Source organism: Roseateles sp. P1_C6, from assembly GCF_056406315.1.
The window spans coordinates 185,040-199,459 of record NZ_JBFUAK010000011.1 but is presented as its reverse complement, the minus strand read 5'-3'; the positions used below and the strand labels follow the sequence as shown (position 1 = coordinate 199,459).

16 protein-coding genes are annotated in these 14,420 nt (G+C 70.5%); 13 read left to right on the top strand and 3 right to left on the bottom strand.

The genetic code is table 11. The annotated features are described in order from the left end of the window. Window positions 1-25: 25 nt before the first annotated feature. Complete coding sequence (locus tag AC1D29_RS23590; RefSeq protein ID WP_477902036.1) at window positions 26-466, bottom strand: cupin domain-containing protein; 441 nt, start codon at window positions 464-466, stop codon at window positions 26-28. 141 nt (window positions 467-607) lie between these two features. On the opposite strand from AC1D29_RS23590, the gene AC1D29_RS23585 reads away from it, so the two are divergent. From AC1D29_RS23585 to AC1D29_RS23545, 9 genes are read left to right on the top strand one after another with little or no spacing between them, the layout of a single operon-like run. Continuing rightward, window positions 608-2,818: a heavy metal translocating P-type ATPase gene (locus tag AC1D29_RS23585; RefSeq protein ID WP_477902034.1), complete on the top strand. Its 2,211-nt coding sequence runs from the start codon at window positions 608-610 to the stop codon at window positions 2,816-2,818. Beyond that, window positions 2,818-2,967, top strand: a complete 150-nt coding sequence (gene ccoS, locus AC1D29_RS23580) for a cbb3-type cytochrome oxidase assembly protein CcoS (RefSeq protein ID WP_477902032.1) — start codon at window positions 2,818-2,820, stop codon at window positions 2,965-2,967. Before AC1D29_RS23585 ends, ccoS begins: the two co-directional genes overlap by 1 nt. Window positions 2,968-3,012: 45 nt before the next feature. Beyond that, window positions 3,013-4,458, top strand: a complete 1,446-nt coding sequence (gene ccoN, locus AC1D29_RS23575; protein WP_477902030.1) for a cytochrome-c oxidase, cbb3-type subunit I — start codon at window positions 3,013-3,015, stop codon at window positions 4,456-4,458. A 10-nt stretch (window positions 4,459-4,468) separates the two neighbouring features. Then, on the top strand, window positions 4,469-5,122 hold the full coding sequence (ccoO, locus tag AC1D29_RS23570) for a cytochrome-c oxidase, cbb3-type subunit II (protein ID WP_477902028.1): 654 nt from the start codon (window positions 4,469-4,471) through the stop codon (window positions 5,120-5,122). Beyond that, complete coding sequence (locus AC1D29_RS23565) at window positions 5,109-5,240, top strand: cbb3-type cytochrome oxidase subunit 3 (RefSeq protein ID WP_477902026.1); 132 nt, start codon at window positions 5,109-5,111, stop codon at window positions 5,238-5,240. The genes ccoO and AC1D29_RS23565 overlap by 14 nt, the downstream gene beginning before the upstream one ends. After that, the gene (gene ccoP / locus AC1D29_RS23560; RefSeq protein ID WP_477902024.1) at window positions 5,237-6,130 is read left to right on the top strand and encodes a cytochrome-c oxidase, cbb3-type subunit III; all 894 of its coding nucleotides are present in this window, start codon (window positions 5,237-5,239) and stop codon (window positions 6,128-6,130) included. The genes AC1D29_RS23565 and ccoP overlap by 4 nt, the downstream gene beginning before the upstream one ends. A 6-nt stretch (window positions 6,131-6,136) precedes the next feature. Next, a complete protein-coding gene (gene ccoG / locus AC1D29_RS23555) occupies window positions 6,137-7,537 on the top strand; it encodes a cytochrome c oxidase accessory protein CcoG (protein ID WP_477902022.1) in 1,401 nt (466 codons plus the stop codon). 17 nt (window positions 7,538-7,554) lie between these two features. Further along, on the top strand, window positions 7,555-7,794 hold the full coding sequence (locus AC1D29_RS23550; protein ID WP_477902020.1) for a hypothetical protein: 240 nt from the start codon (window positions 7,555-7,557) through the stop codon (window positions 7,792-7,794). After that, entirely contained in the window at window positions 7,791-8,084 is a 294-nt protein-coding gene (locus AC1D29_RS23545; RefSeq protein ID WP_477902018.1) for a hypothetical protein, read from the top strand. The genes AC1D29_RS23550 and AC1D29_RS23545 overlap by 4 nt, the downstream gene beginning before the upstream one ends. Here the strand turns inward: AC1D29_RS23545 and AC1D29_RS23540 are convergent. Next, window positions 8,026-9,378, bottom strand: coding sequence for an NAD(P)/FAD-dependent oxidoreductase (locus AC1D29_RS23540; RefSeq protein ID WP_477902016.1), 1,353 nt, complete (start codon window positions 9,376-9,378; stop codon window positions 8,026-8,028). The genes AC1D29_RS23545 and AC1D29_RS23540 overlap by 59 nt on opposite strands. 140 nt (window positions 9,379-9,518) lie before the next feature. Here AC1D29_RS23540 and AC1D29_RS23535 point away from each other — a divergent pair, with 140 nt between their 5' ends. The 4 genes from AC1D29_RS23535 to AC1D29_RS23520 all read left to right on the top strand — a co-directional run bounded on the left by AC1D29_RS23535 (window position 9,519) and on the right by AC1D29_RS23520 (window position 13,538). Further along, entirely contained in the window at window positions 9,519-11,042 is a 1,524-nt protein-coding gene (locus AC1D29_RS23535; protein ID WP_477902014.1) for a sensor histidine kinase, read from the top strand. After that, window positions 11,017-11,574, top strand: coding sequence for a hypothetical protein (locus AC1D29_RS23530; RefSeq protein ID WP_477902012.1), 558 nt, complete (start codon window positions 11,017-11,019; stop codon window positions 11,572-11,574). Before AC1D29_RS23535 ends, AC1D29_RS23530 begins: the two co-directional genes overlap by 26 nt. Before the next feature lie 11 nt (window positions 11,575-11,585). After that, window positions 11,586-12,998: a sigma 54-interacting transcriptional regulator gene (locus tag AC1D29_RS23525; protein ID WP_477902010.1), complete on the top strand. Its 1,413-nt coding sequence runs from the start codon at window positions 11,586-11,588 to the stop codon at window positions 12,996-12,998. A gap of 198 nt (window positions 12,999-13,196) precedes the next feature. Beyond that, complete coding sequence (locus tag AC1D29_RS23520) at window positions 13,197-13,538, top strand: BON domain-containing protein (protein WP_477902008.1); 342 nt, start codon at window positions 13,197-13,199, stop codon at window positions 13,536-13,538. A 108-nt stretch (window positions 13,539-13,646) separates the two neighbouring features. Here the strand turns inward: AC1D29_RS23520 and fnr are convergent, their stop codons facing one another. Beyond that, the gene (fnr, locus tag AC1D29_RS23515; protein WP_477902259.1) at window positions 13,647-14,384 is read right to left on the bottom strand and encodes a fumarate/nitrate reduction transcriptional regulator Fnr; all 738 of its coding nucleotides are present in this window, start codon (window positions 14,382-14,384) and stop codon (window positions 13,647-13,649) included. Window positions 14,385-14,420: the final 36 nt, after the last annotated feature.

The following is a 14,420-nucleotide window of genomic DNA, read 5'->3' as shown; positions in this document are numbered from 1 at the left end:
CGAACGCCGAGCCACGCCCAAGCCGTTACACCCAGGGCGCCGGGACAGGGACATCGCAGGGGGCCGGCATGTCGATGGACTTGAAGTCCGCCGGCGACACGATCTCCAGGTACTCCATGTCCGGCGAGTAGTCGAACAGGTAATGCACGATGCCCGGACGCTGGTGCACGCAGTCACCGGCCTGGACCAGCGTCTCCTGGTCGCCGTACATGAACTTGGCCCAGCCCTTGGTCATCAGCACGATCTGGAAGTCCGCCTCATGGCGGTGCCATCCCGTGCCCTTTTCAGGGGCCATGTTCGCCTTCACAAGGTGCGCAATGACGCGCCCGCCCGTCGCCTCGGCGATGCCCAGGTCCCGGTACAGGAAGAAGTCCCGCAAGCCGTCGCTGCGCCAGGGCGTGTCGCCCGGCTTCACGTGAGAGAACGTCGTGGGCGACGTGCCGATGGGCTCTGACAGATCCGACATGGCGAGGCCTCCAGAAAAGCTGAACGGAGGCCCTGGGCGCATGCAAGACGTATTCCCGACCCGGCCGACTCTTGCCCACGAGCCGCGCGCCGCTTGACGCAGATCATGGCCGCAGAGCGGCTCGCACCCTAGATTCGCGGCGTGAGCGCTGCACCCCCTGGCTTGCGCACGGCCGATGCCGATGCGCGCCTTCTCGCCCCTTTCACGACCTGGCCCGACGGCCCGGGCGGCGTGGCGCTGTCGCAGTTCCAGGTGGCCGGCATGCACTGCGGCGCCTGCGCGGGGCTCATCGAGCAGGCCTTGCTGAAGCTGCCCGGCGTGGCGGCCGCCCGCGTGAATGCCGCCTCGGCGCGCCTGGCGCTGCACTGGCAACCCGCGCAGGTCGCGCTGGCCGACGTGTTCGGTGCGCTGCAGGCGGCCGGCTACCGCGCGACACCCGACGTGGCCGCACCCGCGCGCGAGTTGCGCCGGCAGGAGCGCCGCCAGGCCTTGTGGCGGCTGTTCGTCGCCGGCTTCCTGATGATGCAGGTCATGATGCTCGCGACGCCCGCCTATGTGGCGGACGCCGGCGAGCTGGCGCCCGACCTGGACCGCCTGCTGCGCTGGGGCAGCTGGGTGCTGACGCTGCCGGTGATGGCCTTCGCCGCGGGGCCGTTCTTCAGCGGCGCCTGGCGCCAGCTGCGCGCCCATCGGCTGGGCATGGACGTGCCGGTGGCGCTGGGCATCGCGGTCACGTTCGTGGCCAGCACCGGCGCGCTGTTCGACCCCGGCGGGCCGCTGGGCGGCGACGTCTACTTCGATTCTCTGACGATGTTCATCGCGCTGCTGCTGCTGGCGCGTTGGTTCGAGCTGGGCGCGCGTCACCGCGCGGCCGAGGCGCTGGAGGCCGTGGCCGGCGCGCTGCCCTCGGTGGCCGAGCGGCTGCGCGACGACGGCAGCAGCGAGCGCGTGGCGCCCGAGAGCCTGGGCGTGGGCGACCGCATCCGCGTCGCCGCCGGCGAGGCTTTTGCGGCGGACGGCTGCGTGCTGGCGGGGCAGGGCTGGGTCAACGAGGCCTTGCTGACCGGCGAATCCGCGCCGGTGGCCAAGGCGGTGGGCGATGCGGTCGTCGCCGGCAGCATCAATGTCGACGCCCCGCTGGTCATCGGCGTGCAACGCGTGGGCGCGGACACGACGGCCCAGGGCATCGTCCGCCTGATGCAGCAGGCACAGAGCCAGCGGCCGCCGGCCTCCGGGCTGGTGGACCGCGTCGCCGCCGGCTTCACGGCCGGCGTGCTGCTGCTGGCGCTGGCCGCAGGCCTGGCCTGGTGGTGGCTGGACCCCTCGCGTGCCGTCGCCGTGGCGGTGGCCGTGCTCATCGTCACCTGCCCCTGCGCGCTGACGCTGGCTGCGCCCGCCGCCTGGCTGACGGCCAGCGGCGCGCTGGCGCGGCGCGGCCTGCTGCTGGCCGACCTGTCGGCGTTGGAGCGGCTGTGCGCGGTCGACACCGTCGTCTTCGACAAGACCGGCACGCTCAGCGAAGACCGCCTGCAGCTGAGCCGCTGGTGGACCGACGCGGCCCGAGGCGCCGAGGCCGACGCCTTGCTGGCCGTCGCACGCAGCCTCGCGGCCTTGTCGCGCCACCCCCATGCCCGCGCGCTGGCCGATGGCGGCGAGGCGGGCGTCTGGACGCAGGTGCGCGAGCTGGCGGGCCGCGGCATCGAGGCCCGCGACGCGACGGGCCGGCTGTGGCGCCTGGGCGCGCCGGCCTGGGTCAGCGAGCAGCCCGACCCGGCCGCGCGGCTGGCCTTCGGCTGTGGCGACTGCGTGCTGTGGCTGGACCTTACCGAGGCCGCGCGCCCCGATGCGGCCGATGCCGTCGCGGCGCTGCACGCGGCCGGCCTGCGCGTGCGGCTGCTGTCGGGCGACCAGCCCGCGGCCGTCCAGCGCATGGCCCAGACGCTGGGCATCGTGCACTGGCAGGCCGGCGCCACACCGGAGTCCAAGCTGGCCGCGCTGCGCGGCTGGCAGGCCGGCGGCGAGCGCGTGCTGATGGTGGGCGACGGCATCAATGATGCGCCGGTGCTGGCGGCCGCCGACGTGCGCGTCGCGATGGGGCAGGGCGCGATGCTGGCGCGCAGCGCGGCCGATGCGCTGCTGGTGTCCAACCGGCTGATGGCGCTGCCGCAGGCGCTGGCCCTGGCGCACCGGACCCGCCGCGTGCTGCGCCAGAACCTCGGCTGGGCGGCGGTCTACAACCTGGCCTGCGTGCCGCTGGCGCTCGCCGGCTGGCTGCCCCCGCTGGCGGCGGGCATCGGCATGGCCAGCAGCTCCCTCTTCGTGGTCCTGAACGCGCAACGGCTGAACCGCTGATGGACATCCTCTACCTGCTCATCCCGTTCTCGGTCGTGCTGGTGCTGCTGATCGTGGCCGTGTTCGGCTGGGCCGTGAACAACGGCCAGCTCGAAGGCTTCGAACTTGAGGCCGAACGCATCCTGCTTGACGAGGATCAAGACGGCTGAGGGCGCTCCCGCGAAGAATCGTTCGCATCAGACCAAGGAGTCGCGATGGCGAACGAAAAGGCCCCGGTAGCTCCGGCGGCGGTGTACGAGGACGGGCCGGTGCGCGCATTTGCGCTGGCCGCCGTGCTCTGGGGCGTGGTGGGCATGGCCGTGGGGGTGTTGATCGCGGCCCAGCTGGCCTGGCCCGATCTGAACTTCGGCATTCCCTGGCTCAGCTACGGGCGACTGCGCCCGTTGCACACCAACGCGGTCATCTTCGCGTTCGGCGGCTGCACGCTGATGGCGACCAGCTACCACGTCGTGCAGCGCACCGGGCAGACGCGCCTGTTCGCACCGATGCTGGCCTGGTTCCACTTCTGGGCGTGGCAGGCGGTCATCGTGGCGGCGGCCATCACGCTGCCGCTGGGCATCACGCGCGGCAAGGAATATGCCGAGCTGGAGTGGCCCATCGGCGTGCTGATCACGATTGCCTGGGTGTCCTATGCCATCGTCTTCTTCGGCACCGTGGGGCGCCGCAAGATCCGCCACATCTACGTCGCCAACTGGTTCTTTGGCGGCTTCATCCTGGCCGTCGCGCTGCTGCACATCGTCAACGGCGCCGTGCTGCCGGTCAGCTTCTGGAAGAGTTATTCCGCCTATGCCGGCGTGCAGGACGCGATGGTGCAGTGGTGGTACGGGCATAACGCGGTGGGCTTCTTCCTGACCGCGGGCTTCCTGGGGATGATGTACTACTACATCCCCAAGCAGGCCGAGCGGCCGGTCTACAGCTACCGCCTGTCCATCGTCCACTTCTGGGCGCTGATCTTCACCTACATGTGGGCGGGCCCGCACCACCTGCACTACACGGCACTGCCGGACTGGGCGCAGAGCGTGGGCATGGTCTTCAGCCTGGTGCTGCTGGCGCCCAGCTGGGGCGGCATGATCAACGGCGTGATGACGCTGTCGGGCGCCTGGCACAAGCTGCGCGACGACCCCATCCTGAAGTTCCTCATCGTCGCGTTGTCGTTCTACGGCATGGCCACCTTCGAGGGGCCGCTGATGTCGATCAAGACGGTCAACGCGCTGTCGCACTACACCGACTGGACGGTGGGCCACGTGCACGCTGGCGCGCTGGGCTGGGTGGGGCTGATCTCGATGGGCTCGCTGTACCACCTGATCCCGCGCATGTTCGGCCGCACCGAGATGTACTCCAAGAGCGCCATCGAGCTGCACTTCTGGATCGCGACGATTGGCATCGTGCTCTACATCGCCGCGATGTGGATTGCCGGCGTCATGCAGGGCCTGATGTGGCGCGCGGTCAACCCGGACGGCACGCTGGTCTACACCTTCGTGGAAAGCGTGAAGGCGACCTGGCCGTTCTACGTGATCCGCCTGGTCGGCGGCCTGCTGTACCTGAGCGGCATGCTGGTGATGGCCTGGAACGTCGTCAAGACCATGCAGGCCGGGCAGCCCGAGCGCGTGCGCATCCCCCAAGTCCTGGCGCACGCTTGAAGGAGCCGACATGAGCCAACAAACTGAACGCTACACCGGCCACCAGCGCATCGAGACCAGCAACCTGCTGATGATCGTGCTGGTGCTGCTGACGGTCTTCGTCGGCGGCTTCGTCGAGATCGTGCCGCTGTTCTTCCAGCGCTCCACGACGCAGGCCGCACCGGGCCTCAAGCCCTACACGGCGCTGCAGATCGCCGGCCGCGACATCTATGTGCGTGAGGGCTGCTACAACTGCCACTCGCAGATGATCCGCCCGCTGCTGGCCGAGACGCTGCGCTACGGCGAGTACTCCAAGGCCGGCGAATTCGTCTACGACCGCCCCTTCCAGTGGGGCAGCAAGCGTACCGGGCCCGACCTGCATCGCGTGGGCGGCAAGTACAGCGACGACTGGCACCGCCTGCACCTGAACAACCCGCGCGACCTGGTGCCGGAGTCCAACATGCCGGCCTACCCCTGGCTGGCGGAGTCGGCCGTGAACGCCGCCGTGCTGCCCGCCAAGATGAGCGCACTGCGCACATTGGGCGCGCCTTACAGCGACGCCGAGGTCCAGGGCGCGTCCCAGGCCGCCGCCGGCAAGACTGAGCTGGACGCGCTCATCGCCTACCTGCAGGTGCTGGGCACCGCGGCGGCATCGGCCAAGGAGGCTTCCCGTGGGAATCAATGAACTTCGCATCGCCGTGACGCTGCTGTCGCTGGCGGTCTTCATCGGCATCGTCGTGTGGGCCTGGCGCGGCCACTTCGACGCCGCAGCCCAGCTGCCGCTGCTGGGGGACGAGCAATGAGCGACTTCTTCAACGACGGCTGGTCCATCTTCGTCGCCGCGGCCACCGTGCTGGGCCTCGCAGCCTGCATCGTGTTGCTGCTGATCGCCAGCCGCCGCCAGCCCTCGGCGGCCGACAACACCACCGGCCACGTCTGGGACGAGGACTTGCGCGAGCTGAACAACCCGCTGCCGCTGTGGTGGATGGGCCTGTTCGTGCTGACGGTCGTGTTCTCTGGCCTGTACCTGGCCCTGTACCCGGGCCTGGGCAGCGTGGCCGGCAAGCTGGGCTGGACCAGCCTGGGCGAGCACGCGCAGGACGTGGCGCAGGCCCGTGCGGCGATGGCGCCGGTCTACGCCGGCTTCAGCGCGCAGGCCCCCGAGCAACTGGCGCGCGACCCCAAGGCGCACGCCATCGGCGAGCGGCTGTTCGCCAACAACTGTGCGCAATGCCACGGCTCGGACGCCAAGGGCTCCAAGGGCTTCCCCAACCTGACCGACAAGGACTGGCTGTGGGGCGGCAGCTTCGAGACCATCTCTGAGACCATCACGCTGGGCCGCGAAGGCAACATGCCGGTGATGGCCGCGGCGGTGGGCAGCAGCGAGGACGTGCGCAACGTCGCGCACTACGTGCTGTCGCTGTCGGACAGCCCGCACAACCCGCTCTACGCCCAGCTGGGCAAGCCCAAGTTCAGCGCCTGCGCGGCCTGCCACGGCGTGGGCGGCAAGGGCAACCCGGCACTGGGCGCGCCCAACCTGTCCGACAAGGTCTGGCTGCACGGTTGGGGCGAGGCGGCGGTGGTCGCCATGATCAACGGCGGCAAGCACAACCAGATGCCCGCCCACGGCGAGCGCCTCACCCCCGAACAGATCCGCGTGCTGGCCGCCTACGTGTGGGGACTCTCGAACTAAGCACCCATGGCCGATTCCGAAGCCGTCATCCGGCTCTACAAGTCCGAAGACAAGATCCACCCGCGCTCGGTGGACGGCTTCTACGCACGGCTGCGCTGGGTCTTCGTCGCGCTGACCCAGGCGGTGTTCTACGGCCTGCCCTGGCTGAGCTGGGGCGACCGCCCCGCCGTGCTGTTCGACCTCGCCGCACGGCGCTTCTACGTGTTCGGGCTGGTGCTGTACCCGCAGGACTTCGTCTACCTGACGGCGCTGCTGCTGGTCTCGGCCTACGGCCTGTTCCTGTTCACGGCCGTGGCGGGCCGCGTCTGGTGCGGCTACGCCTGCCCGCAGACCGTCTACACCGAGCTGTTCGTGCTCATCGAGCGCTGGTTCGAGGGTGACCGCAATGCGCGGCTGCGGCTGGACAAGTCGCCCTGGTCCTGGGACAAGCTGTGGCGCAAGGGCGGCAAGCAGCTCAGCTGGGTGGCGTTGGCGCTGTTCACGGGCTTCAGCTTCGTCGGCTACTTCACGCCCATCCGCGAGCTGATGACGTTCGCGCTGGGCCCGTGGGAAGCCTTTTGGGTGCTGTTCTACGGCTTCGCCACCTACGGCAACGCGGGCTTCATGCGCGAGCAGGTCTGCAAGTACATGTGCCCCTATGCGCGCTTCCAGAGCGCGATGTTCGACCACGACACGCTGATCGTCAGCTACGACCCCATCCGCGGCGAGCCGCGCGGCCGCAACGCCGAGCGCGGCAAGAAGGGCGGTGACAGGAGCGAGCGCAGCGCCACCGTGGGCGACTGCATCGACTGCCACCTGTGCGTGCAGGTCTGCCCGACCGGCATCGACATCCGCAACGGCCTGCAGTACGAGTGCATCAGCTGCGCCGCCTGCATCGACGTCTGCGACGGCGTGATGGACAAGATGGGCACGCCGCGCGGCCTGATCCGCTACGACACCGAGAACGGCATGGCCCGCCAGGTCACGCGTGCGCAGCGCTGGCGCCGCATCTTCCGGCCGCGCGTGCTGATCTACGGCAGCCTGCTGCTGGCGCTGAGCACCGGCGTGCTCTACAGCCTGATGACGCGGCATGCCTTCCGCGTCGACGTCGTGCGCGACCGCGCGACGCTGGCCCGCCAGGTCGAGGACGGCTGGATCGAGAACCTCTACCGGCTGCAGCTGATGAACGCGACCGAGGCGCAGCAGCAGCTCACCATCGAGGCCGACGGCCTGCCCGGCCTCAAGCTCAGCCGCGCCACCAGCGTCACGCTGGGGCCGGCGGAGGCGCGCTGGGTCACCGTCGCGCTGCGCCTGCCGCCCGAAGCCCTGCCGCAGCTGAAGGCCGGCGCCCAGCCGGTGCGCTGGCTGATCCGCAGCGATGCCGGCGACAGCGTCGCCGAGAAATCCACCTTCGTCGTGCCGCGCTGAGCGGCGGGAGATTCACGATGCCCACACCCGAAAAGACCGCTTCTCCCTGGCGCGAGCCCATGGTCTGGCTCGTCATCGCCGGCCCGGTCTCCGTGATGCTGGCCAGCATCGTCACGGTGACGCTGACGCTGCGCCACCCCGACCCGCCGCTGGTGCTGCGCCAGGGCAGCACGCAGGCGGCCGACGACGTGCCGGCGCTGACCGCGCGCAACCACGCGGCGACCGGCGCCCCCAGCACCGCCGGAGCCAAGCAGTGACCGGCCAGCCCGGCCCCTCGCGCATCGCCCGTTCTGCGATGGCAGTGGCCTGGTCGTCGTTTCTGTCGGCGGGTGTGCTGGAGGCGCTGGTGTTCGCGGTCGTCGACCCGCACGAGCTGCGCTGGTTCGGCGCGGCGCCGGTGGACCTGTCCGCGCAGGCGATCTACACCGTCAGCTTCCTGATCTTCTGGGGCGTCATTGCGCTGGCCGCGAGCCTGGCGCTGCTGCTGGTCAACCTGCCGGCGGACGAGCCGACGCCGCAGCGGCGATCACCGGGCTGGCCTCGCTGACGCCAGGGGCGCCGCTGGCCACGACGCGCGCGTTGCGATCGTGCGTCCAGTAGGCCCAGGCCCAGTCCAGCAGCACGACGAAGCGGTTGCGGAAACCGATCAGGAAGTAGACGTGGGCGAACAGCCAGAACAGCCAGGCCGCATAGCCCGAGAAGCGCAGCGCACCCGCTGGCGTGCCCAGGTCCACGACCGCGCTGTGGCGGCCGATGGTGGCGAGGTTGCCGTAGTCGCTGTAGCGGAAGGGCAGGGTGTGCTCGCCGCGCAGGTGGCGCTGGATGTTGGCCGCCGCGCAGCGGCCCATTTGCTTGGCGCCGGGCGACACGCCGGGCACGGGCCTCGGGTCACGGCCGCGCACATGGCTCTGCGCGGCTGCCAGGTCGCCGATGACCTGGATGCGCGGGTGGCCCTTCACGCTCAGGTCGGGTTCGACGACCACGCGGCCGGCGCGGTCCAGCGTGCAGCCGGTCGCGTCGGCCAGCGCGCGGCCCAGCGGTGACGCGGCCACGCCGGCGGCCCAGACGACGCAGCGGCTGTGCAGGCGCTCGGGGCCGGCGGCCGTCGTGATGTCCAGCCCCTGGCCGTCGATGCCGGTCACGCGCGCGTTCAGGCGCACGTCCACACCGAGTTCGGTGAGTTGCTCGCGCGCCCGTTCGCTCAAGGGCTCCGGCATGGCCTGCAGCACGCGCGGGCTGCCTTCCACCAGCAGCACCTTGGCCTGGCGCGGGTCGATGCGGCGGAACTCGCCCGGCAGCGTGTGCCGCGCGATCTCGGCCAGCGTGCCGGCCAGCTCCACGCCGGTGGGCCCGCCGCCCACGACGACGAACTGCATCAGCGCCGCGCGCCGGGCCGGGTCGTCATCGCGCTCGGCGGCCTCGAAGGCCATCAGCACACGGCGGCGGATCTCGAACGCGTCGTCCAGCGTCTTCAGCCCCGGCGCGTGAACGGCCCAGTCGTCGCGGCCGAAGTAGCTGTGCGTGGCGCCGGCAGCGACGATGAGGTGGTCCCAGCGCAGCGTCGCGCCATCCTTCAGCGTGACCGTCTGCGCGGCGTCGTCGAGGGCGACGACCTCGCCCAGCAGCGTCGTCACGTTGCGCTGTCGCCGGAACAGGTGGCGTATCGGCGCCGCGATGGACGGTGCCGACAGGCCGGCCGTGGCCACCTGGTAGAGCAGGGGCTGGAACAGGTGGTGGTTGGTCTTGTCGACGACGGTGATGTCGACATCGGCTGAGCGCAGGGCCCGCGCCGCCTCCAGGCCGCCGAAACCGCAGCCGACGATGAGAACTTGGGGACGCATGGCGCCATGCTACGCCTGCTTTGCTGCGCCGCAGCATGACGTGGTTTTCGGATGGTGGTGGCGCTGTTGCATCGTGATGCAAAGGCGAATCCTGTGGCTGCGAAGCGCGCGGACGACGCACCTAGGATGCGGCGCCCAAGATGCCCCCCACCGCCCTTGCCATTGCCTCGACGCCTGCGCCTGCCACCAACTCGGCCTGGCAGCGCTCGCGTGCCGGCGGGCTGCGCGGCCTGTCCTTCCACCAGTGCCTGCTGGCGGCCTTCCTGCTGATCACCGCCTTGCTGGGCGGCGCGGCGGCGCAGGCCATGCTGGCGCTGGAGCATGTGGCGCTGCAGGGGCGCGAGGCCTCGCAGGCCGCGGCCGCGCTGACGGCGCAGGTGCAGCGGCTGGCGGAGCGCACGGTGGCGATGGAGCGCAGCGCGCGGCAGTTCCTGGTGCTGGACGACGCCAGCCTGCGCGAGCGCTTCCAGGCCGCCTGGCTGGATGCTCAGGCGACGCAGGCGGCGCTGACCGGCCTGCTCACGGAGCCTGCGTCGCCGCCGGTCTTTGCCGAGTGGGCCGCGCAGGCGCAGGCCGCCTGGGAGGTGCTGCAGAACCCAGGCCCGGCACGCTTCCGCCAGGCGGCGCTGCGGCGGCTGACGCCGGTGTTCGCGCGCCTGCACAGCCTCAACGAGACGCTGACGGTGCAAAGCCAGCAGGCCATGGACCGGCGCAGCGACGCGGTGCTGGCCGAGCTGGAGCAGCAGCGCCGCCTCATCAGCGCGCAGGTGCTGGGCGCGATCGCGCTGGCGGTCCTGCTGGCGCTGGGCTTCGGCCACTGGCTGCTGCGGCCGCTGGCCCATGTGGAGGCGGCCATCGGCCGGCTGGGCGACAACCGCTTTGACGAGCCCGTGGAGGTGCGCGGCCCGGCCGACCTGCGCCGGCTCGGGCGGCAGCTGGAGTGGTTGCGCCAGCGCTTGGCGACGCTGGAGTCCGACAAGACGCGCTTCGTGCGCCACATCTCGCACGAGCTGAAGACGCCCATGGCCTCCATCCGCGAAGGTGCGGCGCTGCTGCGCGACGGCGTCGCCGGGCCGCTGACGCCGGACCAGGGCGAGATCGTGCGCATCCTGGGCGACAACAGCGCCGCGCTGCAGGGCCAGATCGAGGACTTGCTGCGCTACCAGACGCTGGCGTCCGACTCGCAGCAGCTGCAGCGTCGCGCCGTCGACCTGAAGGCGCTGCTGGCGCGCGTCGTGGACGACCAGCGCCTGCTGTGGCAGACGCGCGGGCTGCAGGTGCAGCTCGATGCCGCCGAGTGCACCGCGGTGGTCGACGGCGACAAGCTGGCCATCGTGCTGGCCAACCTGCTGGCCAACGCGGTGCGCTTCAGCCCGCCTGGCGGTGTCGTCACGCTGGCGCTGCGACGCGACGCGGCCAGCGTCCGGGTTGACTGCATCGACGCCGGTCCGGGCGTCGCGGCCGAGGATGTGGAGCGCATCTTCGACCCCTTCTATCAAGGCCGTAACCAGGCGCCCGGCGCACGCCGCGGCAGCGGCATCGGCCTGTCCATCGTGCGCGAGATCGTGCAGGCGCATGGCGGCAACTGCCGGCTGCTGCCCAGCGAACGCGGCGCCCATTTCCGCATCGAGATTCCCCATGAAACGTCATCGAAGACTGCTTGAGATGGGCCTGCTGCTGTGGCTGGCGGCCACGCTGACGGCCTGCCAGACACCGACCCCGGCGCCCGAACCGGCGCCGCCGCCGCCCGCGCCGGTCTGCCCCGAGCCGCCCGCGCCGCCACCACCGCAGACCGACGAGCTGAAGGCCGCGCTGGCCTACGCGACCGAGCTGCGCACGCGCACCACGCCCGAGCTGACGCCCATCGCCGAGGCCTCCAGCGGCGCCGCCGTGCAGGCCATGCGCAAGGCCTTGGCGCTGAGCCAGGGCCGCAGCAGCGCCGAGCTGCTGCAGGCCGCGGCGCAGCTGGACATCGTCAACGCCGGCACCGATCCGCAGGCCGAGCAGCTCAAGCCGCTGGCCGGGCTGCTGGCGGCCCGCCTGGCCGAGCAGCGGCGGCTGCAGGACAGCGTCGACAAGCTGAGCCAGCAGCTGCGCGACAGCCAGCGTCGCAACGACCAGCTCAACGAGAAGCTGGAAGCGCTCAAGGCCATCGAGCAGACGCTGCCGGCCAAACCGATCAACGCGCCGCGTTGAAGGAGGCACCGATGAAGACGCAAGCCGCAATCCTGCTGGTGGACGACGACGCCGACCTGCTGCGCCTGATGACGATGCGCCTGAGCGCCGCCGGCCATGCGGTGCAGGCCGTGTCCAGCGCCGAGGCCGCGCTGGCCCACCTGGCCGTCAAGCTGCCGGCGCTGGTCATCACCGACGTTCGGCTGCCGGGCCTGGACGGCCTGGCGCTGTTCGACGAGGTGCGCCGGCGCCACCCGTCGCTGCCCGTCATCCTGCTGACCGCGCACGGCAACATCCCCGACGCCGTCGAAGCCACCACGCGCGGTGCCTACGCCTACCTGACCAAGCCCTTCGACGGCAAGGAGCTGATGGAGAAGATCAACCAGGCGCTGCTGGTCAATGCGCCCGGGCCCGCGCCGTTCGACGGCGACGGCAGCTGGCGCAGCGAGATCATCAGCCGAAGCCCGCGCATGGCCGAGGTGCTGGCCGAGGCGCGGCTGGTGGCCGCCACCGATGCGAGCGTGCTGATCTGCGGCGACAGCGGCACGGGCAAGGAGTTGCTGGCACGCGCCCTCCACAAGGCCAGCCCGCGCGCGGCCAAGCCGTTCATCGCGGTGAACTGCGCGGCCATCCCGGAGGCGCTGCTGGAGTCGGAACTCTTCGGTCACGTGAAGGGCGCCTTCACCGGCGCGCAGGCGCAGCGCCAGGGCCTGATCCCTGCGGCGCAGGGCGGCACGGTGTTCCTGGACGAGATCGGCGACATGCCGCTGGCGCTGCAGGTCAAGCTGCTGCGCGTGCTGCAGGAGCGGGTGGTGCGGCCGGTGGGCAGCAACGAGGCGCTGGCGGTGGACGTGCGCGTACTGTCGGCCACGCACCGCGACCTGGAACTGGCGATGGCCGAGGGCCAGTTCCGCCCCGACCTCTACTACCGGCTCAACGTCGTCAAGCTGCAACTGCCGCCGCTGTCCGAGCGGCGCGAGGACATCGCGCTGCTGGCCCAGCACTTCCTGCAGACGCTGGCCGAGCGGCATCGCAAATCGGTCAAAGGCTTTGCGCCCGACGCGCTGGAGGCACTGGTCACGGCGCCCTGGCCCGGCAACGCACGCCAGCTCTACAACGTCGTCGAGCAGGTCTGCGTGCTGGCCACCGCGCCGCTGGTGCCACTCGCGCAGGTGCAGCGCGCGCTGCAGATGCCGTCGGCCGAAGTGCTGAACTACCAGCACGCCAAGCAGCGCTTCGAGCGCGACTACCTGAACCAACTGCTCAAGCTCACGTCGGGCCATGTCGCCGAAGCCGCGCGGCTGGCCGACCGCAACCGCACGGAGTTCTATCGCCTGATGCAAAAGCACGGGCTGGACCCGCAACTGTTCCGTGCCGAGGGCGACCCCCTAGCTTCGGCGTCCGATCCTGGCGACAAAAAAGTGTCAGGTGAATCAAGCACTTAGGCGGATGGCGCCTGAGGTTGTCGCCGGCTGGCGACAAAAACCCGCTTGTCTGTGGGTGTCACTCGCCAGTTAGACCACGTGGTGATGGCTAAGTGCTTGATCCAACTGGCAAATCACGAACTGGCACAGCCCTTGCGCTAAGCCTGGTTGTGGTGCCACCCGGCATCGCGTTGATTCAAGCACTTTCAGGAGATCTGCATGCAAACATCTACCCTCGTCCGACTGCTGTCCGCTGCCCTGATGGCGACCGCCGCCTCTGCCTCGTTCGCTGCCGACCCGGCCGCCACCCCCGCGACGGCACCTGCCGAGCAGGTCGCCCAGGCGCAGACCGGCGATGCCGCCGTGGCCAGCCAGGCCGCCGCGGTGCTGCAGCAGGACAAGGATCTGCAAGCCCTGCCGTTGACCGTCAGCAGCACCAGCGCCGGCGTCATCGTTGTCAAGGGTGCAGCGCCCAGCGCCGAACTGGCCCAGAAAGCCATCAAGCTCGTGCAAGCCGTGCCGGGCGTGAAGGAAGTGCGCAACGAGATCAAGGTCGGCTGACCCTCGTTGCAGTACTGAGGCCTACCTGACGGGCCTCGCACCAAGGCCTCGCGTGCCCCCGCGAGGCCTTGTTGCATCTGGCGGCGCTTCGGCAGTGCCGACGGGCCGCTAGCAGCGGCTGTTGTTGACGATGGCCTGCAGCCCGGGCTGGTCGAGGATGCGCAGCTGGCGCTGCTTGACCTCCATCAGACCGTCCTCCTGGAACCTGGAGAAGGTGCGGCTGACGGTCTCCAGCTTCAGGCCCAGGTAGCTGCCGATCTCCTCGCGCGTCATGCGCAGCACCAGGCTGGACGCCGAGAAGCCGCGGGCCTGCAGACGTTGCGTGAGGTTCAGCAGGAAGGCGGCCAGTCGTTCCTCGGCGCGCATGTTGCCGAGCAGCAGCATGACGCCGTGGTCGCGCACGATCTCGCGGCTCATGATCTTGTGGAACTGGTGCTGCAGGCCGGTGAACTCGCGCGACAGCTGCTCCAGCTGCGTGTAGGGGATGACGCAGACCGACGAGTCTTCCAGCGCGACCGCGTCGCAGTGGTGGTGGTCGCTGCTGATGCCGTCCAGGCCCAGCAGCTCGCCGGCCATCTGGAAGCCCGTGACCTGGTCGCGCCCGTCCTCGCTGCCGACGCAGGTCTTGAAGAAGCCGGTCCGCACCGCGTACAGCGCCTCGAAGCGTTCGCCGTTGCGGAACAGGTGGTCGCCACGCGGCACGCTGCGGCGCTTGTTCACCAAGCCGTCGAGCTGGCCCAGTTCGCTGGCGTTCAGACCCACCGGCAGGCACAGCTCGCGCAGGTTGCAGCTCGCGCAGGCGACCTTGAGCGGTTCGATCGCCTTGGGAGCGGGTGACGCGGGCATGTCGGGCGTTGTCGGCAGGTGCATCGCGCGGGGCAG